A 24,490-nucleotide genomic window follows, 5' to 3' on the forward strand; every position below is an offset into this window, starting at 1 on the left:
TGTTTTAGAGCAACCCGTGTCGCATCGGAAACCGCTTGGCCGCAAAAACATGCGATCCTGTCGGGATTGACCAGCGAAACCGACACGCCCCATGCTTTAAACAGGCGCAGAAGACGGGAGAAGCGCATGTCCGAAACGATCCGATTCACGCTAGACGGCCAGGAGGTCGAAGCGGAACAAGGCATGACAATCTGGGAGGTGGCCAACGGCCGCGGTCTCAAGATTCCGCATTTGTGCCACAAGCCGCAGCCGGGGTATCGCCCCGACGGCAACTGCCGCGCCTGCATGGTCGAGATCGAGGGCGAGCGCGTGCTGGCGGCCTCCTGTATCCGCGAACCGGCCGAGGGGATGGTGGTCCAGACCGCCACGGCGCGCGCCAAAACCGCCCGCAAGATGGTGATGGAACTGCTGCTGGCCGATCAGCCAGAGCGGGACGCGGCGCATGACAAGTCCTCGCACCTGTGGGACATGGCCGAAGAGAACGGCGTTTCAGAGTCGCGGTTCCCGACGCTGGAGGCAGAGCGCATCCCGCTGCTGGACGACAGCCACATCGCGATGAAGGTCAATCTGGATGCCTGCATCCAGTGCGGTCTGTGCGTGCGGGCCTGCCGTGAGGTGCAGGTGAACGACGTGATCGGCATGGCCGGGCGCGGTCACGACGCCTACCCGGTGTTCGACCTTGAAGACCCGATGGGCGCGTCGTCCTGCGTGGCCTGTGGCGAATGCGTGCAGGCCTGCCCGACCGGCGCGCTGATGCCGTCGAGCGTGCTCAACGAGGCGCAGGTCGGCGACAGCAGGGATTTCGACGAAGAGGTGAAATCGGTCTGCCCGTTCTGCGGCGTCGGCTGTCAGGTCTCGGTCAAGGTCAAGGACGGCAAGGTCAAATACGTCGAGGGCATCAATGGCCCGGCGAACGAGGGGCGGCTGTGCGTCAAGGGGCGCTTTGGCTTTGACTACATCCACCACCCACACCGGCTGACCAAACCGCTGATCCGCCGCGATGACGCGCCGGAAAAGGGGCTGAACGTCGACCCCAACAACCCTTGGACGCATTTCCGCGAGGCGACATGGGAAGAGGCGATGGAAAAGGCGGCGCACGGTCTGGCGGACCTGCGCAGCTATTACGGCGGCACCTCTGTCGCGGGGTTCGGGTCGGCCAAATGCACCAACGAAGAGGCCTATCTGTTCCAGAAGTTCATCCGGCAGGGCTTTGGCCACAATAACGTCGACCACTGCACGCGGCTGTGTCATGCCTCGTCCGTGGCGGCGCTGATGGAAAACGTCGGCTCCGGTGCGGTCACGGCCAGCTTCAACGAGATCGAGAACGCCGATCTGGCGATTGTGATCGGTGCCAACCCGACCGAAAACCACCCCGTCGCGGCGACTTATTTCAAACAGTTCGCCAAGCGCGGCGGCGAGTTGATCATCATGGACCCGCGCGGCACGGCGATGAAGCGGCATGCCGCGCATATGTTGCAGTTCCGCCCCGGCACCGACGTGGCGCTGCTGAACGCGATCATGAACGTGATCGTCGAGGAAAAGCTGTACGACCGGCAGTATATCGAGGGCTTCACCGAAGGCTTTTTCGAGTTCCGCGACCACATCCGCGCCTTTACGCCAGAGCGCATGTCGGAGCTTTGCGGCGTCGATGCCGAGACGATCAGGACCGTCGCGCGCAAATATGCCGGGGCGCAGCGGGCGATGATCTTTTGGGGCATGGGGATCAGCCAGCACATCCACGGCACCGACAATTCGCGCTGCCTGATTTCGCTGGCGCTGCTTTGCGGACAGGTGGGGCGGTCGGGCACCGGCCTGCACCCGCTGCGTGGGCAGAACAACGTGCAGGGCGCGTCGGACGCGGGTCTGATCCCGCAGGTGATGCCCGACTACCAGTCGGTGACGGACGGCGAGGTCCGCGAGTTGTTCAAGCACATCTGGCGCGGCACCGAGATTCAGGCCGCCCCCGGTCTGACCGTGGTCGAGATCATGGACCGCGTCTATCGCGGTGAGATCAAGGGGATGTATGTTCTGGGCGAAAACCCGGCGATGAGCGATCCGGACGTGGAACATGCCCGCAAGGCGCTGGCCAAGCTGGATCATCTGGTGGTGCAGGACATTTTTCTGACCGAGACGGCCAACTACGCCGACGTGATCCTGCCCGCCTCGGCGCTGCCGGAGAAATCCGGCACGGTGACCAATACCAACCGTCAGGTGCAGATGGCGCGCAAGGCGGTGAACCCGCCGGGAGAGGCGCGGGAGGATTGGGAAATCATCATCGATTTGGCGCGCCGGATCGGGCTGGACTGGGACTATGACGATCCGCGCGAGGTCTTTGACGAGATGAAGATGTCGATGCGATCCTTGCATCACATCACGTGGAAACGGCTGGAGACGGAATCCGCCGTCACCTATCCCTGCACGGGGCCGAACGATCCGGGGCAGGTGGTGGTCTTTGGCGACGGTTTCCCGCGACGCGCGGGCCGGGCCAAGTTCACGCCCGCACGGGTGACGCCCCCCGCCGAGATGCCGGACGACAGTTTCCCGATGATCCTGACCACCGGGCGGCAGTTGGAACACTGGCACACCGGGTCGATGACCCGCCGGGCAACGGTGCTGGACGCGATGGAGCCGGAGGCGAACTGTTCGCTGCATCCGTCGACACTGCGCAAGTTGGGGGTGAAGCCGGGCGGCCATGTGCGGCTGACCACGCGGCGCGGCACGATCGAGGTGATGGCGCGGGCGGACCGGGCGGTGGCCCCGGACATGGTGTTCCTGCCCTTCGCCTATGTCGAGGCGGCGGCCAATATCCTGACCAACCCGGCGCTGGACCCCTTCGGCAAGATCCCCGAGTTCAAGTATTCGGCGGTGCGGGTCGAAAAGGCCGGTGCGGCCCCGGTCGCGGCGGAGTGATCCAAAGGGGCGCGCCCAAGGGCGCGCTCTGTATGTCTCGGCTGTGGCCTGCGGCCTTCGCCTCGGGCCGGGTGCGGCGGGTGTTGTGCCCGGTTCCGGTCTGACGGCTTGATGTTTCGGGCCGGGATTGGGAGTATTTTGGCAGAGAAGAAGCTGCGGGGCTGTGCTCGTGGCGATGTCTGTCGGAGGCGCGCATGACTGTTCCCGTTGATCCGGACCGTTTTCTGCAAGATTTGCACGATCTGCGTGGCTTTGGCGCCTCGGGGGTGGGCAAGGGGGTGGTGCGCCCGGCCTATTCGGAGGCGGATATTGCGGCGCGGGACTGGTTGGCGGGACGGATGGAGGCCGCCGGTTTGTCGGTAAAGGTTGATCCGATGGGCTCGGTCTTTGGGATTTGCGAGGGGCCGTCGCTGCTGTTGGGGTCGCATTCGGACAGCCAGCCCGAGGGCGGCTGGCTGGACGGGGCCCTGGGGGTGATCGCGGCGCTGGAGGTGGCGCGCGCGGCGCGCGAGGCGGGTGGGCCGCCGGTGTCCTGCGTGTCGTTTCAGGATGAAGAGGGCCGGTTTGGCGTGACCACCGGCAGTGCGGCGTGGTCCGGGGCATTGGCGCGCGACAGGCTGGACAGGCTGGTCGATCCGCAGGGGGTGACGCTGCCGCAGGCGCGGGCGGCGATGGGCGACCGGCTGGGCGATTGGGTAGATCCGGCGCGGTTCACCGGGTTTCTGGAGATGCATATCGAGCAGGGACCGGTGATGGATACCTCGGGAGAGGCGGTTGGCGTGGTCGAGGCGATTGTCGGCATCCGCGACATGGTGATCACCTTCGAGGGCCAGCAGAACCATGCGGGTACCACGCCGATGGCGCTGCGAAAGGATGCGTTTCAGGCCTTGTCCGCGTTTAACGCGCTGCTGAACGACCGGCTGCGGAATGTCGTGACCCCGGCGACGGTCTGGACCATTGGCCATGTCACCCTGCACCCGAACGCGCATTCCATCGTGCCCGGCAAGGTGAAGTTTTCGATGCAATGGCGGGACGGGGATGTGGCGCGGCTGGACCGGATGGAAGAGGTCATTCGCGAGACCGCGCAGGAGGTGGCCGCCGCGCGCGGACTGGAGGTCAGTTCCGGGCCGATGCTGGGGATTGCGCCGGTGGCGATGGATGCGGGGTTCCGCGCGGCCTTGGCGGAGGCGGCAGAGGCGGAGGTGCCGGGGCGCTGGCGGGCCATGCCTTCGGGTGCGCTGCACGATGCGTCGAACGTGGCGCGGATGATGCCCGCCGCGATGCTGTTTGTGCCGTCCATTGGCGGGATCAGCCATGATTTCGCAGAGGATACGGATGAGGCGGATCTGGTGACCGGGCTGAAGGTGCTGGCCGGAGCGGTGGCACGGATTGGGGCATGAGCGGTGGCGCGGATTGCAGAGTGAGCGGTGCCTCGGGGTGGTGAATTCCACCGTTCCCACAATGCCGGGGCTGGGTTAGGCTGACCCGGAGGGAGGCGCAGCTATGGACCCGATTTCACTTGTTTTCTATGCCACCGTTTGCGGGCTCTTGGGGTTGGCCGGTCCCAGTCTGGGGGCCGCCCCGATCCGGTTGGGGATTGGCGCGATTGTCGGCGTGGTGGCGGTTTCGGTGCTGCCCTTTGTGCATCAGATTCTGGGTGTTTCCGCCGGTTACAGCTTTGCCGGGCCATAGCTGGGCCGGGTGACAGCCGCGCGGCTCATCCCCAGTCGACATCGCCCAGAAAGATATACCCGGCCCCGTAGATCGTCTTGATCAGGCGCGGGTTCTTGGGGTCTTCGCGCAGTTTCGTGCGTAGGCGCGAGATGCGCACATCCATCGCCCTGTCAAAGCTTTCGCCGGCGGCCCCGCCAAGGCTTTCCTGCATGTGGGTGCGGCTGATCAGGCGTTTGGGGCTTTCGAGAAACAGCCGCAGCACCTCGCCCTCGGCATGGCTGAAGGCGGTCTCTGCCCCGGTGTCATCCTCCAGCATGTAGCGGTCGAAATGCGCGGTCCAGCCGTTGAAGCGCGCGGTGTCCGACGAGGTGGCGGTGCGGGCGCGGCCGCGCAGGCGGGCGCGGATGCGGGCGACCACCTCTGCCGGATCGAAGGGTTTGATGATGTAGTCATCCGCACCCAGTTCCAGCCCGGTCACCCGGTCCTGCACCTGCGCACGGCCCGAGATGATGATGACCGTCGCGCCCTGTTCCAGCGCCAGTCGGTGAACCAGTGTCAGCCCGTCGCGGTCGGGCAGTCCCAGATCGACGAGGCAGACATCGGGGGTGGCGCGGCGCAGCGCGGCCTCGAATTCCGTCGCGCGGCCAAAGGAGAGGGTGCGGAACCCGGCCTCTGCCAAGGCCTCTGCCAGCATCTCGCGGATGGCGGGTTCGTCGTCGAGGATGGTGACAAGGGGGCTGGTCATGGGATGGGGTTAGCCGAATTGCGCGGTCGCCGGAAGGGCCGGTTGTCCAAGAAAGGCGGCGAGGTCTGCGGCGGTGAAGGGTTTGGGCAGGACCGGGCCGCGATGGCTGGCCTGCACGTGAGACGGGTGGTCGGCGTGCAGCGAGGTCATGAAGCGGACCGGCAGATGCGGCAGGCGGTCGGCGAGGGCCAACCCCGGTGTGTCGCCCTCCAGCGAGATATCGCTGAGGATCAGGGCGATATCAGGCAAGCCGTCGGCAAGGGCGCAGGCCTCATCGACCGAGACGGCCTCGACCACGGAAAACCCCATGGCGGTCAGCATCTCGCGGATGGTTTCGCGCAGGTCGGCGCTGTCCTCGACCAGCAGGACAAGTCCGGTGTCGGGCAGCGGCGCGGGGCGCGCGCGCCGCAGCGGCAGGCGCAAGGAGACCCGCGCGCCGGAAGGGCCATTGGCAAGGCGCATGGTCCCCCCGGCCAGCTTGGTCATGTCGTAGACCATGGCAAGGCCAAGGCCCGACCCCTCGCCGCCCTTGGTGGTAAAGAACGGCTCTGCCCCGTGTTCCAGCGCGGCGTCGGAAAACCCCGTGCCGCTGTCCTCGACGGAGATATCCAGCCATGTGTCCAGCACTTCGGCGGTGTTGATGTGGATGCTGCCGGATGTTCCGCAGGCGTCGCGGGCGTTCAGGATCAGGTTCAGCAAGGCGTCTTGCAACAGCCCGGCATCGGCCATGACACAGCCTTGGGTGGCGTCGTCGATGGTGATGGTGATGCCACCGGGCAGCGAGGGCGTGGCGAGGGTGCGCAATTCGTCAAGGAAGGCGGGCAGGGACAGCGGCGCGGGCCGCCAGCCGCGCGCGCTGGTCATGTTGGCGATCCGGTCCAGCAGCCGCCCACCGCGCTGCGCCGCCGAGAGCGTGGCCGAGATCAGCGGTTCGACCTCTGGGCCAAGGCTCATCCGGTGCAGTTTCGACTGCATGCCAAGGATGATCGTCAGCAGGTTGGAAAAGTCATGCGCAAGGCCCGAGGTCAACTGGGCGGCAATCTCGCGGCGGCGGGTCTGTTGCAGGGCGGCGCGGGCCTGCGTTTCCTGCGTGACGTCCTGCGTCATGATGTAGACGCCCGGTTCCAGCGGGTCGGGGGTAAAGACGCTGCGAATCCGGCGCGAGGACATCTCGTCGGTGAATTCAAAGGCCGACTGGCGTCCGGCGCGGGCGGCCTGAAGATGCGGGCGCACGCTGGCAAAGGCCTGCGGGCCCAGCGCGTCGGCAATGTGTCGGCCAAGGATCGTGGAGGGGCGACCGGGCATCACATCGCTCAACCGGTTGTTGGAGAAGGTATAGCGCCCGTCGGCGTCGACGCGGGCGATATGGGCGGGCATCATTTCGGTGGTGGTGCGGGTGCGGGCCTCTGCCTCGGCCAGCACGCGGCGCGCCTCTTCCAGCGCCTTGTTGGCGGCGGCAAGGCGGCGGTTGGTCCGGGCCAGTTCCTCGGAGCGTTTCAGCACCTCCTCGCTCAGCAATTCCGAGCGGGTCCGCAAAAGCTGCTCCTGCGTCTTGGTTTCGGTGATGTCGGTGTAGACCGTGACCCAGCCGCCCTGCGGCAGCGGCGCGCCCTCGACGCTGATCATGCGGCCATTGGCGCGCGGGCGTTCCATGTAATGCGGCTCGAACGCGCGGGCGATTTCGACGCGGGTGCGGACAAACGTCTCCAGATCCCCGACGGGTCCGTATTCACCGCGTTCCGCGAGATGGCGGATGGTGTCCTCAAAGCTGGCACCGGGGGCGGTGAGCCGGTCGGGCAGGTCGAACATCTCGCCAAAGGGTGCGTTGCAAACGGCAAGGCGCAGGTCGCTGTCGTAGATGGTCAGGGCCTGACCGATCAGGTTCAGCCCGGCCTGAGTGAGGGCGTTCGGTGTCATGGGATCTCCTCTGCCGGGCAATCTAGCGGAGGTTGCAGGGCAGGGGAAAGGGGGCCGGACCACCGGTCGGGCCGCCCGGACTATTTGCATCTGTTACAATTCGTAAGGATTCGGAAAACCTCAGGAAAAAGTTGACCGCGAGGCTGCGCCTTGCCCAAATGGGGTCAGAATCGCGGCAAACAGCGGTCGGCCCGGACGTGACGGGCACAAGGGATGTCGGGGGACCGGCATGGGGAGGAAAAGACTTGGCACATATGGCTGAGGGCGTAGAGGGTCTGCGCTCTGTTCCGGCACTGTTGCATCGCAATGCCACCCAGTTCGGCGCGGCGCCCGCGTACCGTGAAAAGGAATACGGGATCTGGCAATGCTGGAGCTGGGCAGAGACCGAAAAGGAAATCGAGGCGCTGGCGCTGGGTCTGCTGAACCTTGGCGTCAACGAAGGCGATTTCATTGCCATCATCGGGCGCAACCGGCCCACGCTGTATTGGTCGATGGTCGCCGCGCAAAGTGTGGGCGCGATCCCGGTGCCGCTGTATCAGGACGCGGTCGCCGAAGAGATGGAATATGTGCTGGACCATTGCGGTGCGCGCTTTGCCATCGTCGCGGATCAGGAACAGGCCGACAAGGTGATCGAGGTGCAGGACGGTCTGCGCCAGTTCGAACACCTGATCTATGTCGATCCGCGCGGCCTGCGAAAGTACGACCACAGCCACATGCACCAGTTCAGCCATGTGCAGGAGCAGGGGCGTGCCGCCTACGACGAGTTCATCACCGAGCTGCGGCGGCGGCGTGACTCTCTGGGATACGACGACACCTGCGTGATGCTGTATACCAGCGGCACCACCGGCAAGCCCAAAGGCGTGGTGCTGTCGAACCGCAACATCGTCGAGACGGCCAAGAACACGTCCGACTTTGATCATCTGCGCGAAGACGACGAGATTCTGGCCTATTTGCCAATGGCATGGGTTGGCGACTTCATCTTTTCGATCGGTCAGGCCTATTGGACCGGATTCTGCGTGAACTGCCCGGAATCGGCCGAGACGATGATGACCGATCTGAAGGAAATCGCGCCAAGCTATTACTTTGCGCCGCCACGGGTGTTCGAGACGCAGCTGACCAGCATCACCATCCGCATGGAAGACGCGGGCAAGCTGAAGCGCAAGATTTTCCGCTATTTCATGGATCATGCCCGCGACGTGGGCCCCAGGATCCTTGACGGGGAAAGCGTCGGTCTGGTCGACCGGATCAAATACAGACTTGGCGAATTCATGGTCTATGGCCCGCTCAAGAACGCGCTTGGGTTCTCCAAGGTGCGGGTGGGTTATACGGCGGGCGAGGCGATCGGTCCGGAGATCTTCGATTTTTACCGCTCGCTCGGGATCAACCTGAAGCAGCTCTATGGTCAGACCGAGGCCAGCGTGTTCATCACCCAGCAGCCGGACGGGCAGGTGCGCTCTGACACCGTCGGGGTGCCGTCACCGGGGGTTGAGATCAAGATCGCCGAGAACGGCGAGGTCTTCTACCGCTCGCCCGGCACCTTTGTGGAGTACTACAAGAACGCCGAGAGCACGGCGGACACCAAGGATGCCGAAGGCTGGGTCGCCACCGGCGACGCGGGCTTTTTCGAAGAAGGCACCGGCCATCTGCGGATCATCGACCGGGCCAAGGACGTGGGGCAGATGGCGGACGGCGCGCTGTTTGCGCCGAAATACGTCGAGAACAAGCTGAAGTTCTATGCCAACATCCTGGAGGCCGTGGTGTTTGGCGCCGGGCGCGACCGCTGCACCGCCTTTATCAACATCGACCTGACGGCGGTGGGCAACTGGGCGGAACGCAACAACATCGCCTACGCCAGCTATCAGGAACTTGCACAGCATCCGCGCGTGCTGGAGATGGTGCAGTCCCATGTGGAAGAGGTGAACGCCAGCGTGGCGCAGGACGACATGCTGTCGGGCTGTCAGGTGCACAGGTTCCTGATCCTGCACAAGGAACTGGACGCCGACGATGGCGAGATGACCCGCACCCGCAAGGTGCGCCGCAAGATCATCGGCGAGAAATTCGCCGACCTTGTGGGGGCGTTGTACGACGGATCGAACGAGATCTATACCGAGACCGAAGTCACCTATGAGGACGGCCGCAAGGGCAAGATCAAGGCGACGCTGCAAATCCGCGACGCCAAGGTGGTGCCGGTTGTGCCCGCCAAGGTGGCGGCGGAATGATGGCCGGACGCTCCCGCGCCTGCGGCGCGTATCGCCCCGCCCACCATCCCGCAGGGCGTTTCAGCGTAAATCGCGTGGATTTGGCAGGGGTCGGCATGGGTATTTGGACAAAGAAGAAGCTGGGGGACGTCGCGTGAAGGACTCGCAGGGATACGTCACCGCGGACGGACGCCAGATTGGCGGCGTGCTGATGGAGATGAAGAATATTACCCTTAAGTTCGGAGGGGTTACGGCGATATCCGACATCTCCTTTGACGTTCATGAGGGGGAAATCCGGGCGATCATCGGGCCAAATGGCGCGGGCAAGTCGTCGATGCTGAACGTCATTTCGGGGTTCTATACGCCGACTGTGGGCGAGGTCTGGTACAAGGGGGCAAAACGCCCGCCGATGAAGCCCTACGAGGTGGCGCGCATGGGCGTGGCGCGGACGTTCCAGAACATTGCCCTGTTCGAGGGGATGACGGTGCTGGACAACGTCATGACGGGCCGTCTGACGCATATGAGCGCCTCTATCCCGGCGCAGGCCCTGTGGTGGGGCCGGGCGCGCAACGAAGAGATGGAGAACCGCGAGATTGTCGAGAAAGTCATTGATTTTCTCGAGATTCAGGCGATCCGCAAAACCCCGGTCGGGCGGCTGCCCTACGGGTTGAAAAAGCGGGTGGAACTGGCGCGGGCGCTGGCGGCGGAGCCGTCGATCCTGCTGCTGGATGAGCCGATGGCGGGCATGAACGTCGAGGAAAAAGAGGACATGAGCCGCTTTATCCTGGATGTGAACGACGAGTTCGGCACCACCATCTGCCTGATCGAACACGACATGGGCGTGGTCATGGATCTGTCCGACCGGGTGGTGGTGATGGATTACGGCAAGAAGATCGGCGACGGCACACCCGACGAGGTGCGCAACAATCAGGACGTGATCGACGCCTATCTGGGGGTGGCGCACTGATGGAAACCAGCGATGCACAATCCATGCACACGGCATGCACAACCGATGCGCACGACCTGTGCGGCATGAACTGAAGGGCAGCGAACCATGGATCTACTGAAACAAATCTTTGTCGCGCCGTTTGTCGACATGGTCGCGGCGCCGGATTTCCTGTTGCAGGTGCTGTGGGAGGGGCTGGTGTCGGGCGTGCTCTATGCGCTGATCGCGCTGGGCTTTGTGCTGATCTACCGCTCCAGCCGCATCTTCAACTTTGCGCAGGGCATCATGGTGGTGTTCGCCGCGCTGACGCTGGTGGGCTTGCACGCGATGGGCATTCCGGCGTGGATTTCGGTTGTGCTGACGCTGGGCGTGATGTTCGTGCTGGCGGTCAGCATCGAGCGGATCGTGCTGCGGCCTTTGGTGGGGCAGCCGGATATCATCCTGTTCATGGCCACCATCGGCATCACGCTGTTCCTGATCGGTCTGGGTGAGATCATCTTTGGCGGCGAGAACAAGCAGATGATTTCCGCCGAACTGGGCATTCCCACCGGCGACACGGTGCTGGAGCCTTGGGGCGGGCTGCTGATCCTGCAACATCTCGACATGACGGTGGTTGCGGTTGCGGTGGTGTTGGTGGGGGCGCTGCTGGCCTTTCTGAACTACACGCAGATGGGCCGGGCGATCCGGGCGCTGGGCGACGACCATCAGGCGGCGCTGTCGGTGGGCATCAGCTTGCAGACGATCTGGGTGCTGGTCTGGTTCATCGCGGGCATCATCGCGCTGGTCACGGGCATTGCCTGGGGCGCGCGGGCCGGGGTCAGCTTTGCGCTTGAGGTGATCGCCTACAAGGCGCTGCCGGTGCTGATGCTGGGCGGGCTGGAAAGCATCACCGGGGCGATCATCGGCGGGCTGATGATCGGCATTCTGGAAAAGCTGTTCGAGATCTACTGGGGGCAGCCGCTGCTGGGCGGCAACACCGAGACGTGGTTTGCCTTTGTGCTGGCGCTGATCGTGTTGCTGTTCCGTCCGCAGGGTCTGTTCGGGGAACGTATCATCGAAAGGGTGTAGGGCGGCGCGGGGCGCGCCGCCACAACCCACAGCGGCGGGGGAGGCCCCGCCCTGCGACAGCCCGGACCGGCTGTGTCACGAGGAACGCAACGAGATGTCGAAACTGATTGCCATTCTGAACGTCGTCGCATGGTCCGGCTTTTGGGCCTTTGGCTATCTGGCGCTGACGGCCAACCCCGAGGCCGAGGGCCGCATGACAATCGCGCTGCTGCTGGCGGCGGCGGGCGGTGCGCTGGGCATCTGGGCGTATTTCTGGCTGGTGCGGTATTCCGAACGGACAGGCTATGCCAGGCCGACAAGGAGCCGCCCGCGCTTTGAGACCGACGATGGACTGGAGAGCTGAGATGACCAGATCACGTGGAAAGGACGCGCCCTCGCGGCGGGCGGAGCGCAGCGACCCGGAGGTTGCCGATCTGGCGCGCGGGGCCAACGGGCTGGGAGAGCCCGCCGACCCGCAGGAGATCGCGCAGGGGCTGTTGAAGGCGCAGATGGAGGCGATGAACGCGATGATGAGCGCCTCTGTCGACATGACCACGGCCACGTTGAAGGCGATGACCCAGATGTGGGGGGCAAGCGCGCCAAAGCGGCGCGACGAGGACGCGGACCGCTGAGGCGGCGCAGATGAATTCCTGCCCTTGGGGACCGATGTGGCCCCCAAGGGCAGCGCGACGAAAAGAACCGTGCGTCGATCGCGGTTGATGAAAAAGGGAGGAGCGGATGCTTTATCGCACCGCAGGACAGTACAAGACGAGTTATCGGGCCGACCAGGCGCTGTTCCCGGTCCGGCAGGATGCCGTGCTGCTGGGGATCATCCTGCTGTTCGTCTGGGTGATCTTTCCGCTGACGGCGAGCGAGTTCACCTTTCAGACGCTGCTGATCCCGATCCTGATCTACTCGCTGGCGGCCTTGGGCCTGAACATCCTGACCGGCTATGCCGGGCAGCTGTCACTGGGCACGGCGGCCTTCATGGGGGTCGGGGCCTATGCCTGCTACAAGATGATCACCCTGATGCCGTGGATGAACCCGATTGTGGCGATCCTGTTGTCGGGCTTTTTCAGCGCCGGGGTGGGGGTGATGTTCGGCATCCCGTCGCTTCGGATCAAGGGGTTCTATCTGGCGATTGCCACGCTGGCGGCGCAGTTCTTTCTGGTCTGGCTGTTCGAGAAATGGGCATGGCTGTACAACTACAACGCCTCTGGCGCGATTCAGGTGCCGAACCTGGATATCTTTGGCCTGTACGTGTCCGGCCCGCAGGCGGATTCGATTGTGCAGTATTACGTGGTGCTGTTCATCGTCTGCCTGCTGACCTGGCTGTGCATCAACCTGACGCGCGGCACGCTGGGCCGCACGTGGAAGGCGACGCGCGACATGGACATCGCGGCGGAACTGATCGGCATCAACCTGATGCGGTCCAAACTCACGGCCTTTGCCATCTCGTCCTACGTGGTGGGGGTGGCGGGCGCGCTGTTCGTGTTCATGTGGCGCGGGGCGGCGGAACCGAACCTCTTTGACATTCCGCTGTCGTTCCGCATCCTGTTCATCGCGATCATCGGCGGGCTGGGGTCGATCATGGGCAACTATCTGGGGGCGATCCTGATTGTCGGTCTGCCGGTGGTGCTGAACCTGCTGCCCGAGACGCTGGGCATACCGATTTCATCCTCGATGGTGGAACATCTGAACATCATGATCGTCGGCTCGTTGATCGTGTTTTTCCTGATTGTCGAGCCGCATGGGCTGGCGCAGCTCTGGCGTCTGCTGCGTGAGAAACTGATCCTCTGGCCGTTCCCCTACTGAGGGGAGAGGCCCAACAACAAAAGACCTAGACAGACAGTGACATGAGACATTCCAAGGGAGGAAAGACATGAAACATTTCACCAAGCTGGCCTTTGCCGGTGTTCTGGCGGCGCTGACCGCCGGGGCGGCGCAGGCGCAGGAACTGTATACCCCGAACCTTGCCTATCGGACCGGGCCGTTTGCCGCGACCGGCATCCCGCTGATGAACGGTCAGGCCGACTATCTGGCGATGCTGAACGCCCGCGACGGCGGCATCGGCGGCATCATGATCAACGCCGAAGAGTGCGAAACCGGCTATTCCACCGAAAAGGGCGTGGAATGTTACGAAAAGACCAAGGGCAAGGCGATCGTGACGCAGCCGTGGTCGACCGGTATCACCCTTCAGGTGCTGCCCAAGACCAACGTCGACATGATCCCGATCCTTGCGCCGGGCTATGGCTTTAGCCCGATGATGGACGGCAAGACCTTTCAGTGGTCCTACAACGCTCCGGCGGGCTACTGGGACGCGGCGGACATGATCATCCAGTATCTCGAAGGCATGGGATCGCTGGACGGCAAGACCATCGCCTTTCTGCACCTCGATCACCCCTACGGCAAAGAGCCGCTGCCGGTGCTTGAGGCGCTGGCCGCCGAAAAGGGTTTTGAGCTGAACCCGATCCCGGTCGGCCTGAAGGAAATGCAGAACCAGTCGGCGCAGTGGTTGCAGATCCGCCGGATGCGTCCCGACTATGTCGTGATGTGGGGCTGGGGCGCGATGAACGCGGGCGCCATCACCGAGGCCGTCAAGACCAAGTTCCCGATGGAGAACATGGTTGGTGTCTGGTGGTCCGGGCATGACGCGGATCTGGCCATCGTCGGCCAGGACGGCAAAGGCTACAAGTCGATCAGCTGGTCGTTCCCGAACATGGACGCGCCGGTCATGAAGGACATCCAGTCGCTGGTGATCGACGCGGGTCTGTCCAAGACCGATGAGACCGAGATGAAAGGCGTGTTCTATTCGCGCGGCATCGTCATCTCGGCCATTCTTGCCGAAGGCATCCGCGTGGCGCAGGCCCAGTACGGCACCGCCGAGATCAATGCCGAGCAACTGCGCTGGGGTCTGGAGAACATCAACATGACCGAAGCCCGGATCGACGAACTGGGCCTGACCGGCATGCTGCCGCCCTTTGCGACCTCGTGTTCGAACCACACCGGTCATTCCGGTGGCTGGATGCTGGAATGGGACGGCGAGAAGTTCGTCAAGGTCAGCGATCTCCTGACGGCGAATGTCGCCGCCTACACCGATTTGGCACAGCAGAACGCCAAGGACTATGCCGACGCCAATGCGCCTTGGCCGGTGAACGACACCTGCGAGAACTGATCGGACCACCCCCCGGCGGCGCGGGTCGCCGCCGGGGGCATTTGAGTATTTTCACCAAGAAAAGCTGCAAGGGGCGCGCATTGCCCCGGTGTGAGGAAAAGTCGATGCTGGATGCGGCGCGAACGGACGAGACGCTCCTTGAGGTCAATAACGTCGAGGTGATCTACAACCACGTCATCCTTGTGCTGAAAGGCGTGAGCCTGACCGTCAAGAAGGGCGGGATCACCGCGCTTTTGGGCGGCAACGGCGCGGGCAAGACCACGACGCTCAAGGCGATCTCCAACCTGCTGCACTCTGAGCGCGGCGAGGTCACCAAAGGGTCGATCGTCTACAAGGGCGAGGCGGTGCAGGATCTGGAGCCCGCGGCGCTGGTCAAGCGCGGCGTCATTCAGGTGATGGAAGGCCGCCATTGTTTCGAACACCTGACCGTCGAGGACAACCTGCTGACCGGGGCCTATACGCGCAAGGACGGCAAGGGGGCCGTCGAGGCGGATCTGGAGATGGTCTACAATTATTTCCCGCGGCTGAAAGAACGGCGCAAGTCGCAGGCGGGCTATACCTCGGGCGGGGAACAGCAGATGACGGCGATTGGCCGCGCATTGATGAGCCGTCCCGAGACCGTGTTGCTGGATGAGCCGTCGATGGGGCTGGCACCGCAACTGGTCGAACAGATCTTTGAGATCGTGAAGTCGGTGAACGAGAACGAAGGCGTTTCCTTCCTGCTGGCAGAGCAGAACACCAACGTCGCGCTGCGCTATGCCCACAGCGGCTATATTCTTGAAAACGGGCGCGTTGTGATGGAGGGCCCCGCCGCTGAGCTGCGCGAGAACCCGGACGTCAAGGAATTCTACCTCGGCATGTCCGACGAAGGGCGCAAAAGCTTTCGCGACGTGCGGTCCTATCGCCGCCGCAAGCGGTGGCTGGCCTGAGACCGGCCCGGTTTCAGCGCCCCCCGGTTCGAAAATCCCCCTGTTCGAGAGGCCCCAATTTGCGAGGCCCCCACTTCGAAAGGAAAGATGTGATGATCCGCTTTGCCCTTGTCGCCTGTCTGGCCGCTTTGGCTGCCGTGGCCGCGGTGCCCGCGCTGGCCAGCGATCTGGTCCTGCGCGACGTGTTGCAGGAACAGCCGCTGTCCGACGCCCCCGACATGAAGGTGGTGATCGCGCGGGTGACGGTCAAACCGGGCGGCGCGGTTTCTGAACATATGCATCCGGGCGATGAACATGTGGTGGTGTTGCAGGGCGGGACCGTCCTGCTGACCGACGGGCAGCAGGCCGAGTATGCCGATGGCGACGTCTTGTTCTTTTCAGCCGGTGAGATGCATGGCGGGTTGCGCAATATCGGTGGCAGCGAAATTGTCCTGCTGACCACCCATGTGGTCAACGTGCTTGAACCCTTCCGCTGGCCTGCGGAGTGACGGCATGCCCGATGTGCAAACGGATCAGGTCAAACGGGCGTCCGGCGCGGCGGTCCGCGGTCAGCCTGCCGAGGCGCTGACCGCGCCGATGACCGTGGCCGGGTGATCATGGTCGCCCCGCATCTCTTCGATCCGCGCCAGTGCTTCGGCCCGCGTGTTGCGAATGTTGGGGCGAAAGTCCTGACTTTCGGCGCGCAGACGGATGTCGGCCTCCGTTTCCGAGCCGGGCGCAAAGCGCACGGAGCCAAGGGAATGCGCGAGGTTCAGGGTCTTGCCCCGATGCGCGTATTGCACCCAGGCGGCGGGCAGGATCTGGGTGCCCTCGTAGTTGATCAGAAAGAACCATTTGTCATGGCCGGAGGCGGCGATGCGGGCCTCTATATGGTCGTAGAAATCGTTCACATCGCGCGCGTGATGGAAGGTGAACCACGAAAAATCCGCCTCCATGATGCGGCTGTCCGCGTCAAAGGCGATGCGGTGAAAGAAATCCGCCTCGACGTAGTTCGGATCGTATTGGACGCGGGGGCCCCGGCGACGCGAGGGCATCTGGCCGATCCGGACCAATGCGTCGGCGCGACAGGTGAGCAGGTTGGGGTCAAACGCCTCTGTGCGGGCGGCGCGTTCGATCTGGGCGGCGGTTTCGGGCGAGGCATCAAAGCGGACCGATCCCATGGAATGGGCAAGGTTCAGCGCGCGGCCCCGGCGGGCATAGGCCACCCATGCGCTGCTGTCGATCCGGGTGCCGTTGAGGTTGATGAGGAAAAACCAGAGTTCCTCGCCGGTTGCGGCGATGCGGTCCTCGATCCGGTCGTAGACCCGGTTGACGGTCTGGGAACTGTCGAAGGTGACATCGGAGAAATCCACCTCCATCACCTGCCGGTCCTGGTCAAACTGAATGCGGTCGTCAAATTCACGGTCCATCGCCGGGCCTCCTCTGCCGTCGGGTTTCGGAAACCTACCGGGCGATCCGGCGGCGCACCTTGTTTCAGATCAAAGCCCCTGAGGTTGCGCGCGGCGCAGTCAGGGGCACGACACATCCACAGGCCGGGACCGACACCCGGTCCGGTCCTGACGGAATTGCGAAGGAGAGCTTGATGAGCACCTATTTCGACGCGCTGGAGACACGCAGCCGCGACGCGCGCGAGGCGGCACAACTGGCGGCGGTGAACACCCAACTGGCCAAATACGGCATCGACCGGCTGGAGACACTGGCCGGGCTGGCGGCGCTGCCGGTGCTGCGCAAATCGGATCTGGTGGCGATGCAGGCGGCGCAGCCGCCGTTTGGCGGGCTGCCGGTGTCAAATGTCGCCCATGTGTTCCAGAGTCCGGGGCCGATCTATGAACCCGGTGGCGCCAGCCATGACTGGTGGCGCATGGGGCGGTTTCTGAACGCGGTCGGGATTGGGCCGGGGGACATTGTGCAGAACTGTTTCGGCTATCACCTGACCCCGGCGGGCATGATCTTTGAATCCGGCGCGCGGGCGGTGGGGGCGATGGTGCTGCCCGCCGGGACCGGCCAGACCGAATTGCAGGCGCGGGCGGCGATGGACGTCGGTGCCACGGCCTATGCCGGGACTCCGGACTACCTCAAGCTGATCCTTGAAAAGGCGGATGAGGCAGGCCTGTCGCTGAAGATCACGCGGGCCGCGGTTGGCGGCGGCGCGCTGTTTCCGTCGCTGCGGCAGTTCTACGCGGATCGCGGCATCCAGTGCCTGCAATGTTACGCCACCGCCGATCTGGGCAACGTCGCCTATGAGACCCCGGCGATGGAGGGCATGATCCTTGATGAGCATGTCATCGTCGAGATCGTCACCCCCGGCACCGGCGACCCGGTGGCCGAGGGCGAGGTCGGAGAGGTTGTGGTCACCTCGCTCAACCCCGATTACCCGCTGATCCGCTTTGCCACCGGCGATCTGAGCGCCGTGCTGCCGGGGGAAAGCCCCTGCGGCCGGACCAACACGCGGATCAAGGGATGGATGGGCCGCGCCGACCAGACGACCAAGATCAAGGGCATGTTCGTGCGCCCCGAGCAGGTCGCGCAACTGGTCGCGAAACACCATGAGATCACGCGGGCGCGTGTCGTGGCGACCCGCGAGGGCGAAATGGACATGATGACGGTGCGAATCGAGACCGAAGCTGGCGACGCGTCGGCCTTTGAGGGCAGCGTGGCCGAGGTGCTGAAGCTGAAAGGCAAGGTCGAACTGGTGCCGCCGGGGGCGCTGCCGCGTGACGGTTTGGTGATCGAGGACCTGCGAAAATACGACTGATCCGGGGCAAGCCCTTGTCCAACCGGCAGGAATTCGCGCGCGCGGGGGCCTGTTGGCGGTGATTGGGCGAAACCCCGCCATTTTCCCCGCGCTGGCCGCTTGCCCTGTCGGGGCGTCCCGGTAGGCTTTGTACCGGAGCAGACGACGGGGAGGAAAGCTCATGCGGATTCTGGCATTGGCCTTGGCAGGCGCGGTCCTTGGCGCGACAAGCGCGCTGGCCAACGGCGATGCGCTGGTGATCGGCAACAGCCGCTACACCGCCGTGCAGACGCTGTTCGGCGCGCAGCGGGTCGCTCAGGCGGCCAGCGCGCTGAACGCCAAGGGGTTCGACGTCACGCTGGTGCAGGACGCCGACGCGGCGGACATGCGCCGGGCGTTTGGCGAATTCGCCGAACTGCTGGACGACGATGGCGGCCCGGTGGTGATTCTGCTGACCGGGGCCTTTGTGCACAGCGCCGGTGGCAGCTATCTGCTGCCGGTGACCGGAAATGGCCGGATCGACGAGGCCGAGGTTCTGATGCAGGGCTTTCCGCTGGACGCGGCGCTGGCGATCCTGTCGGCCCATCAGGGGCGGGCGTTTCTTGTGCTGGGCGAGACCGGAGAGGACCCGGACCTGAGCCTGTATCTGAACGCCGGACTGGGGGAGTTGGACATTCCGCACGGGGTGACGGTGATCCGGGGGCCGGCGATGGACGTGGCCCGCTACGCGGCGCGGGACATGGCCCGGACGGGACGTTTCGTGCGGCGGGCCGCCATCGAATATGAGCTGCAAATAGAGGGATACGCCCCGCAAGGTCAGGTGATCGTGCGCGCCGGGGATGTGGCGCCGCCGCGCGGTGCCATCGACCCGCCGCTGCCCGATCCCTTTGCCAACCGGGCCGCCGACGATGTTGCGTGGCGTCTGGCGCAAGAGGCCGATTCGGCGGAAGGCTATCAGACCTACCTCGACGGCTTTCCCGGCGGCGTGCATGTGAACGCGGCGCGGCAACGGCTGTCGGCGCTGAACGCCGAACCGTTTTACCGCGAGCGTCGCGCCGAGGAGGATCTGGAGCTTGACCGCAACGACCGCCGGGCCATCCAGCGCGCGCTGACCATTCTGGGCCATGACACGCGCGGCATCGACGGCGTGTTTGGCGACGGCACGCGGGGCGCGATCCGGCGCTGGCAGGAAGAGACGGGCCTGCGGGTCAGCAGCTATCTTGACCGCGATCAGATCGCCCGGTTGCAGGCGCAGTCCACGCGCCGCGCCGCCGAACTGGAAGAAGAGGAAAAGCGCCAGCAGGCCGAAAGGGCGCGTCAGGAGCGCGTCTTTTGGCGGCGCGTCGAGGACCGGGGCGAAGAGGCGGGCTTTCGCGAGTATCTGCAAAAATACCCCGAAGGCCGGTTCGCCGATGAGGCGCGCGCGGTTCTGAAGGCAATCGACGCGCAGCGCGCGGAACAGGCGGTGGGTCAGGACCGGCGTGACTGGACCAAGGCCACGCAGGCCAATTCTGTCGCGGCCTACAATGCCTATTTGCGTGATTGGCCGAACGGCGGGTTCCGCGAAGAGGCCAAGCAGCGGATCTCGCAGTTGCAACTGGATGCGGACAGGGTGCGCAATTCGATAGAGGCCAGCCGCGAGGAAAAGGCGATGAACCTGAACTTCGTCGCCCGCCAACTGACAGAGCGGCGGCTGGAGCAACTGGGCATGAAGCCGGGCAAGGTTGACGGCCAGTTCGATGAAAACACCCGCGCGGCGCTGCGCCGTTTTCAGGATGCGCGCGGGCTGCGGGTGTCGGGCTATCTGGACGAACAGACCATGGTGCGCCTGCTCGCCGGCGGTATCATCGGCATAGACCGCTGACATCGCGCACCGGGGCGGCAGCCGTCGCCCCGGCGGCCCCCGCAGGACATTGGGGCCCGCTGGACATCGGGGCGATGCCGCCCGCTGCTGTGGACGGCGTGAACGACGGTGTCTTTCCCGAAGTCCGCGCACAAAGCCCGAGTCCGGCATTTTTCGCGAATGTTTGATAATTTCCAACAGATTTTCACTCAAGATTTGGGCAGCTTGCCGGGCCCTGCTTCACTCCGTGTTAAGGTGTATCTAGGAAAATTAATTCACCGAGCCCTTGAAACGTCGCGCGGTGAAGGAGTTTTTTGTGGCGAAGTCTTTGAAACAGTCCGGAGGTGGCATTTCCGCTCTGCATATCGTTATCGTGGCTTTGTCGCTGACGATGACGGTAGGGGCCTGGCTTTATTCAAAGCATCAGGTGGATTTGCAGATCGAAAACCAGTTCGCCGCGGCCAGGGATCGAACCATCGGGTTGATCGTCGACCGCATGTCCCGGTACGAAGATGCGCTGCAATCCGGAGCCGCCTATATCGACGCCAGCGATGGCGATATCTCGCGTGGCGCATGGCGGAATTTCGCAAACTCCCTGAATATCGAGGATAAATATCCCGGAGTGAACGGAATTGGCGTCATCTACTATGTCGACAGGGCCGATCTCTCGCAGTTCCAGTCCACCAGAGCGACGGAGCGGCGCGAATTTTCGATTTTCCCGGAGCATGTTCAGGATTTCCTGCTGCCGATCACCTACATCGAACCGGAAAACCTCAATGCTGCGGCGATTGGGCTTGATGTCGCGCATGAGACAAACCGACGGACCGGCCTGCTGGCCAGCCGGGACAAGGGCGTGGCGCAGATCACCGGTCCGATCGTGCTGGTGCAGGACAGCGGTCACACCCCCGGATTCCTGTTTTACACCCCGTTCTACGAAGGCGGCCCGCCCGCCACCGTCACGGAACGCCGGGAGCGGTTCATTGGCGTTGTCTACGCGCCCTTCGTAGTCCGGAAACTGGTTGAAGGATTGCTGTCCAAGGACCTGCGCGAGGTGCGGTTCAGCATCCGGGACGGCAAAGAAATGATCTACGACGAACACAGTTCGGACGATCCGCTGAATGACGAAAACCCGATGTTTCAGGAAACCGTCGATCTGGAAATGTATGGGCGTATCTGGTCGGTCGAACTCCGTTCGAACAAGGCCTTTCGCCTCCAGAACAGATCTGACCAGCCGTCGCTGATCCTTCTGGGCGGGCTGATCATCGAGATTCTGGTGATTTCGATGCTGGCGCTGTTGGCGCGCTCCAATCGTCGCGCGCACGCCTATGCGCACCAGCTTACCAATGAATTGCGCGCCAAGACCGAACATCTTGAACACGCCAACGGTGAAATTGAACAGTTTGTCTATATTGCGTCCCACGACCTGAAGACGCCGGTCCGGGGGATCGGGTTTCTTGTGGATGTGATCGAAGAGGATCTTGAAGAGGTCATCGGCCCGGTTGAAAAACACACCGAGATCAAGATGCAGTTCAACATGATCCGGGATCGGGTCAGCAGAATGAACGACCTCACAAAAGGCATCATGGATTATTCCCGCGTCGGGAACTATGGAACAGAGACCGAGTCCGGCGTTCTGGTCAGCAAGTTTGTCGAGGATTGTCACGCGGATTTTGAGGTTGAGCCTTGCCAGATTCGCCTGACCTCCGAAGTCGAGATCATCGATTGCGACAGCCAGAACTTTCGCCGGGTGCTGGAGAACCTGATCGGAAACGCCTTCAAATACCACCCGCACCCCCGAGCGGCGCAGGTTGACCTGACCATCGAAGACCTTGGGGACCGGATCAAGGTGTCCGTCAAGGACGATGGCAATGGGATCGCACCGGAATTTCACGACAGGATCTTCGGGGTGTTTCAGACCCTCCGCAAAAAGGATGAGCCGGAAAGCACGGGAATCGGATTGGCGATTGTCAAAAAGGCCGTGCAGCGCCACGGGTTCGATATCTCGGTGGCGTCATCCGAAGGTGAAGGGGCGGAATTCACGTTCTATTGGCCGAAGCGCCGCGAAAATGAAAGCTTGGAAGAACTTGGGAGGGTTGCATAACATGTCCCGTCAAATGAATATCCTGCTTGTGGAGGACAATTCACTCGACGCAATGATGGTCCAGCGCGCCTTGGCCAAAATCGCGTCGAACGCTGTCACGACACGGGCCGAAGACGGTGTCGAAGCGCTGGAGATCATCAATTCCGGCGAATTGTCCGGCCCTTTCTTTGTGCTTCTCGATATCAATATGCCCCGGATGAACGGCCACGAATTCCTCAAAGAATTCCGGGCCACCGGCGCTGCGTCCGACAGCGTGGTCTTTATGTTCACAACCTCCGACAGCTCGCAGGATATCGCGAAAGCCTATCGCCAAAGGGCGAATGGCTACATTGTCAAACCGCACAACAGGGAGGACATGAACAAGAAGATGTCCACCCTTCAGGGGTTCTGGAGCATTTGTGAGCCGCCTTTGCCGCCGGTCTGAACGACAGGCCAGCCGCGATCAGCGCGGCCTGTGCCGAGGCGTCGCGGGAGGCGTCGCCGTGTCCTTGGCAGGCGCGCGGCCGGTTTGCGGAGCGACTGGCCTGGGCCGGCCATGACCGTCATAGACCGACGGGACAGGGCCGCCCGAAACGTTGCCAGAAATGTCGCCCGAACCGTGCGCGGACAACGCGGCCGGACAACGTGCCCGGCTTAACCCACCGTACAGGGGGATCGGATAACGGGACCAGACACGGCAATCGGATATCGGGGTCAGACGCGACAACCGGACACGGCAACCGGGTTTGGCGGCATGATACCCCCGACGGGCAAAGCGGCCCGCCACGGCTGAACCACATGTCGCAACGTCGCGGCGACTGAGGCGCGGCCAAAGAAAAACCCCCGCAGGCAGGGCCCGTGGGGGTTTTCTTGGTGTCGATCTGAGGCAGGATTCCGGGGCTTAGCCCTGACGTGCCTTGAATCTCCGCTGTGTCTTGTTGATCACATAGACACGGCCCTTACGGCGCACAACGCGGCAGTCGCGGTGGCGCTTCTTGAGCGAGCGGAGCGAATTGGCGACCTTCATGGGTCTTCTCCTATCGTCGCGGCGCGCGAGCGCCTTTGGTTGTGGCCAATACCCTATTCTCCGCGAGGCAAGCCCCCCGGAGAGCGGGTCATGAATTCATGGTGGGCGATACTGGGATCGAACCAGTGACCCCTTCGATGTCAACGAAGTGCTCTACCGCTGAGCTAATCACCCATATGTCCGTGCACACCCTCTTTGGCCTCTGGCGAAGCCGCTGGTGGTGCGCGCCGGTGGAGGGTCTATAAATGCCTTCTCAGCGGGGATCAAGGGCTTTTGGAGAGCGCAGAAATCGGTCTATCCTGCGCCCCAAGAGGAACGCGGATGCCAGAGACGTCATACCACCTTCATATGCCCGAACCGCAGAGATCCTGCGTGGTTTTCGCGTCTCCGCACTCTGGATGCGACTACCCGCAAAGCTTTCTACAGACCACGATTCTGGACGCACACAGCATCCGAAGCTCTGAAGACGCCTATGTCGACCGGCTTTTCGACTGTGCGCCGCAGTTCGGGGCGGTTTTTCTGCGCGCGGGGGCGCCACGGGCCTATGTCGACCTGAACCGCGCAGCCGAAGAACTGGACCCCGCGCTGATCGAGGGCATGCGCCGCGCCGGACACAACCCACGGGTCGCCAGCGGTCTGGGCGTGGTGCCGCGCGTGGTGGCCGGTGGCCGGGCGATTTATCGCGGCAAGCTGACGCGGATGGAGGCCGAACGCCGAATCACGCGAATCTGGAAGCCGTATCACGACCAGCTCCGGACCTTGCTGGACGCCGCGCGGGACCGGTTTGGCGAGGCGATTCTGATCGACTGTCATTCGATGCCGCACGAGGCGCTGGACGGGGCCGCGCGCCACGGCGGCAAGCGGCCCGAAGTGGTGATCGGCGACCGGTTCGGCGCGTCGGCCCGGTCGGAGATTGTCGAACGGGTCGAGGCGGCGTTTGCCGGGGCCGGGTTTGTGGTGGCGCGCAATGCGCCGTTCGCAGGGGCCTTTACCACGCAGCATTACGGACGCCCGTCGCGGCGGCAACACGCGGTGCAGGTGGAAATCGACCGTGCGCTGTATATGGACGAGGCGACGATCACCCCCAATGCGCGGTTCGACGAGGTCCGCGCCGCTTTGCGCGGGGTGGTGGCGGAACTGGCCGAACTGGGGACTCCGGGGGATCGCCAGCCGCAGCAACTGGCGGCGGAATAGGCGGCCCCTGCGCCCCCTGCACGACGCGGCCCCACCCACCCACCCGCGCGCGCCGTCCAGAGCGCGCAGGG

The 24,490-nt window shown here is 63.8% G+C and carries 21 protein-coding genes and 1 tRNA gene; 17 read left to right on the forward strand and 5 right to left on the reverse strand.

Annotated elements, in window-relative coordinates:
• Positions 1–126: 126 nt before the first annotated feature.
• The 3 genes from fdhF (at position 127) to ACN0S5_RS04005 (ending at position 4,602) form a co-directional block, all read left to right on the forward strand.
• Positions 127–2,910 (forward strand): formate dehydrogenase subunit alpha, encoded by a 2,784-nt coding sequence (gene fdhF / locus ACN0S5_RS03995; protein WP_417206182.1) that lies wholly within the window; start codon positions 127–129, stop codon positions 2,908–2,910.
• Between the two features lie 194 nt (positions 2,911–3,104).
• A complete protein-coding gene (locus ACN0S5_RS04000; RefSeq protein WP_417206184.1) occupies positions 3,105–4,310 on the forward strand; it encodes a Zn-dependent hydrolase in 1,206 nt (401 codons plus the stop codon).
• Between the two features lie 103 nt (positions 4,311–4,413).
• Positions 4,414–4,602, forward strand: a complete 189-nt coding sequence (locus tag ACN0S5_RS04005) for a hypothetical protein (RefSeq protein WP_417206186.1) — start codon at positions 4,414–4,416, stop codon at positions 4,600–4,602.
• 25 nt (positions 4,603–4,627) lie between these two features.
• Here the strand turns inward: ACN0S5_RS04005 and ACN0S5_RS04010 are convergent, their stop codons facing one another.
• Both ACN0S5_RS04010 and ACN0S5_RS04015 read right to left on the reverse strand, forming a co-directional pair.
• Positions 4,628–5,329, reverse strand: a complete 702-nt coding sequence (locus ACN0S5_RS04010) for a response regulator (protein WP_417206188.1) — start codon at positions 5,327–5,329, stop codon at positions 4,628–4,630.
• A gap of 9 nt (positions 5,330–5,338) precedes the next feature.
• Positions 5,339–7,246: a PAS-domain containing protein gene (locus ACN0S5_RS04015; RefSeq protein ID WP_417206190.1), complete on the reverse strand. Its 1,908-nt coding sequence runs from the start codon at positions 7,244–7,246 to the stop codon at positions 5,339–5,341.
• Positions 7,247–7,500: 254 nt separating this feature from the next.
• On the opposite strand from ACN0S5_RS04015, the gene ACN0S5_RS04020 reads away from it, so the two are divergent.
• The 9 genes from ACN0S5_RS04020 (at position 7,501) to ACN0S5_RS04060 (ending at position 16,029) form a co-directional block, all read left to right on the forward strand.
• The gene (locus ACN0S5_RS04020; protein WP_417206663.1) at positions 7,501–9,465 is read left to right on the forward strand and encodes an AMP-binding protein; all 1,965 of its coding nucleotides are present in this window, start codon (positions 7,501–7,503) and stop codon (positions 9,463–9,465) included.
• A gap of 190 nt (positions 9,466–9,655) precedes the next feature.
• The gene (locus tag ACN0S5_RS04025) at positions 9,656–10,411 is read left to right on the forward strand and encodes an ABC transporter ATP-binding protein (RefSeq protein WP_417206664.1); all 756 of its coding nucleotides are present in this window, start codon (positions 9,656–9,658) and stop codon (positions 10,409–10,411) included.
• An 87-nt stretch (positions 10,412–10,498) separates the two neighbouring features.
• The gene (locus tag ACN0S5_RS04030; protein ID WP_417206192.1) at positions 10,499–11,458 is read left to right on the forward strand and encodes a branched-chain amino acid ABC transporter permease; all 960 of its coding nucleotides are present in this window, start codon (positions 10,499–10,501) and stop codon (positions 11,456–11,458) included.
• A 94-nt stretch (positions 11,459–11,552) separates the two neighbouring features.
• On the forward strand, positions 11,553–11,801 hold the full coding sequence (locus tag ACN0S5_RS04035; protein WP_417206194.1) for a hypothetical protein: 249 nt from the start codon (positions 11,553–11,555) through the stop codon (positions 11,799–11,801).
• Position 11,802: 1 nt separating this feature from the next.
• Entirely contained in the window at positions 11,803–12,069 is a 267-nt protein-coding gene (locus tag ACN0S5_RS04040; protein ID WP_417206196.1) for a hypothetical protein, read from the forward strand.
• Positions 12,070–12,175: 106 nt separating this feature from the next.
• Positions 12,176–13,252 carry a branched-chain amino acid ABC transporter permease gene (locus ACN0S5_RS04045; protein ID WP_417206198.1) on the forward strand — a complete coding sequence of 359 codons (1,077 nt, stop codon included), beginning with the start codon at positions 12,176–12,178 and terminating at the stop codon, positions 13,250–13,252.
• A 67-nt stretch (positions 13,253–13,319) separates the two neighbouring features.
• The gene (locus tag ACN0S5_RS04050) at positions 13,320–14,612 is read left to right on the forward strand and encodes an ABC transporter substrate-binding protein (protein ID WP_417206199.1); all 1,293 of its coding nucleotides are present in this window, start codon (positions 13,320–13,322) and stop codon (positions 14,610–14,612) included.
• A gap of 104 nt (positions 14,613–14,716) precedes the next feature.
• Positions 14,717–15,541: an ABC transporter ATP-binding protein gene (locus tag ACN0S5_RS04055; protein ID WP_417206201.1), complete on the forward strand. Its 825-nt coding sequence runs from the start codon at positions 14,717–14,719 to the stop codon at positions 15,539–15,541.
• 92 nt (positions 15,542–15,633) lie between these two features.
• Positions 15,634–16,029, forward strand: a complete 396-nt coding sequence (locus ACN0S5_RS04060) for a cupin domain-containing protein (RefSeq protein WP_417206203.1) — start codon at positions 15,634–15,636, stop codon at positions 16,027–16,029.
• Between the two features lie 60 nt (positions 16,030–16,089).
• Here ACN0S5_RS04060 and ACN0S5_RS04065 read toward each other — a convergent pair whose 3' ends face one another.
• The gene (locus ACN0S5_RS04065) at positions 16,090–16,950 is read right to left on the reverse strand and encodes a hypothetical protein (protein ID WP_417206205.1); all 861 of its coding nucleotides are present in this window, start codon (positions 16,948–16,950) and stop codon (positions 16,090–16,092) included.
• 173 nt (positions 16,951–17,123) lie between these two features.
• Here ACN0S5_RS04065 and ACN0S5_RS04070 point away from each other — a divergent pair, with 173 nt between their 5' ends.
• The 4 genes from ACN0S5_RS04070 (at position 17,124) to ACN0S5_RS04085 (ending at position 22,643) form a co-directional block, all read left to right on the forward strand.
• Entirely contained in the window at positions 17,124–18,296 is a 1,173-nt protein-coding gene (locus ACN0S5_RS04070) for a phenylacetate--CoA ligase family protein (protein WP_417206206.1), read from the forward strand.
• A gap of 160 nt (positions 18,297–18,456) precedes the next feature.
• On the forward strand, positions 18,457–20,139 hold the full coding sequence (locus ACN0S5_RS04075; protein ID WP_417206208.1) for a peptidoglycan-binding protein: 1,683 nt from the start codon (positions 18,457–18,459) through the stop codon (positions 20,137–20,139).
• A gap of 295 nt (positions 20,140–20,434) precedes the next feature.
• Complete coding sequence (locus tag ACN0S5_RS04080) at positions 20,435–22,219, forward strand: CHASE domain-containing protein (protein WP_417206210.1); 1,785 nt, start codon at positions 20,435–20,437, stop codon at positions 22,217–22,219.
• 1 nt (position 22,220) lies between these two features.
• A complete protein-coding gene (locus ACN0S5_RS04085; RefSeq protein WP_417206212.1) occupies positions 22,221–22,643 on the forward strand; it encodes a response regulator in 423 nt (140 codons plus the stop codon).
• A 456-nt stretch (positions 22,644–23,099) separates the two neighbouring features.
• Here ACN0S5_RS04085 and ykgO read toward each other — a convergent pair whose 3' ends face one another.
• Together ykgO and ACN0S5_RS04095 are read right to left on the reverse strand one after the other, a co-directional pair.
• Positions 23,100–23,225, reverse strand: a complete 126-nt coding sequence (gene ykgO, locus ACN0S5_RS04090; RefSeq protein ID WP_007792261.1) for a type B 50S ribosomal protein L36 — start codon at positions 23,223–23,225, stop codon at positions 23,100–23,102.
• A 99-nt stretch (positions 23,226–23,324) separates the two neighbouring features.
• Positions 23,325–23,399: transfer RNA gene (locus tag ACN0S5_RS04095), tRNA-Val, on the reverse strand.
• 147 nt (positions 23,400–23,546) lie between these two features.
• On the opposite strand from ACN0S5_RS04095, the gene ACN0S5_RS04100 reads away from it, so the two are divergent.
• Positions 23,547–24,419, forward strand: coding sequence for an N-formylglutamate amidohydrolase (locus tag ACN0S5_RS04100; protein WP_417206215.1), 873 nt, complete (start codon positions 23,547–23,549; stop codon positions 24,417–24,419).
• Positions 24,420–24,490: the final 71 nt, after the last annotated feature.

The sequence above is a fragment of the Antarctobacter sp. genome (assembly GCF_048262615.1).
Lineage (GTDB): Bacteria > Pseudomonadota > Alphaproteobacteria > Rhodobacterales > Rhodobacteraceae > Antarctobacter.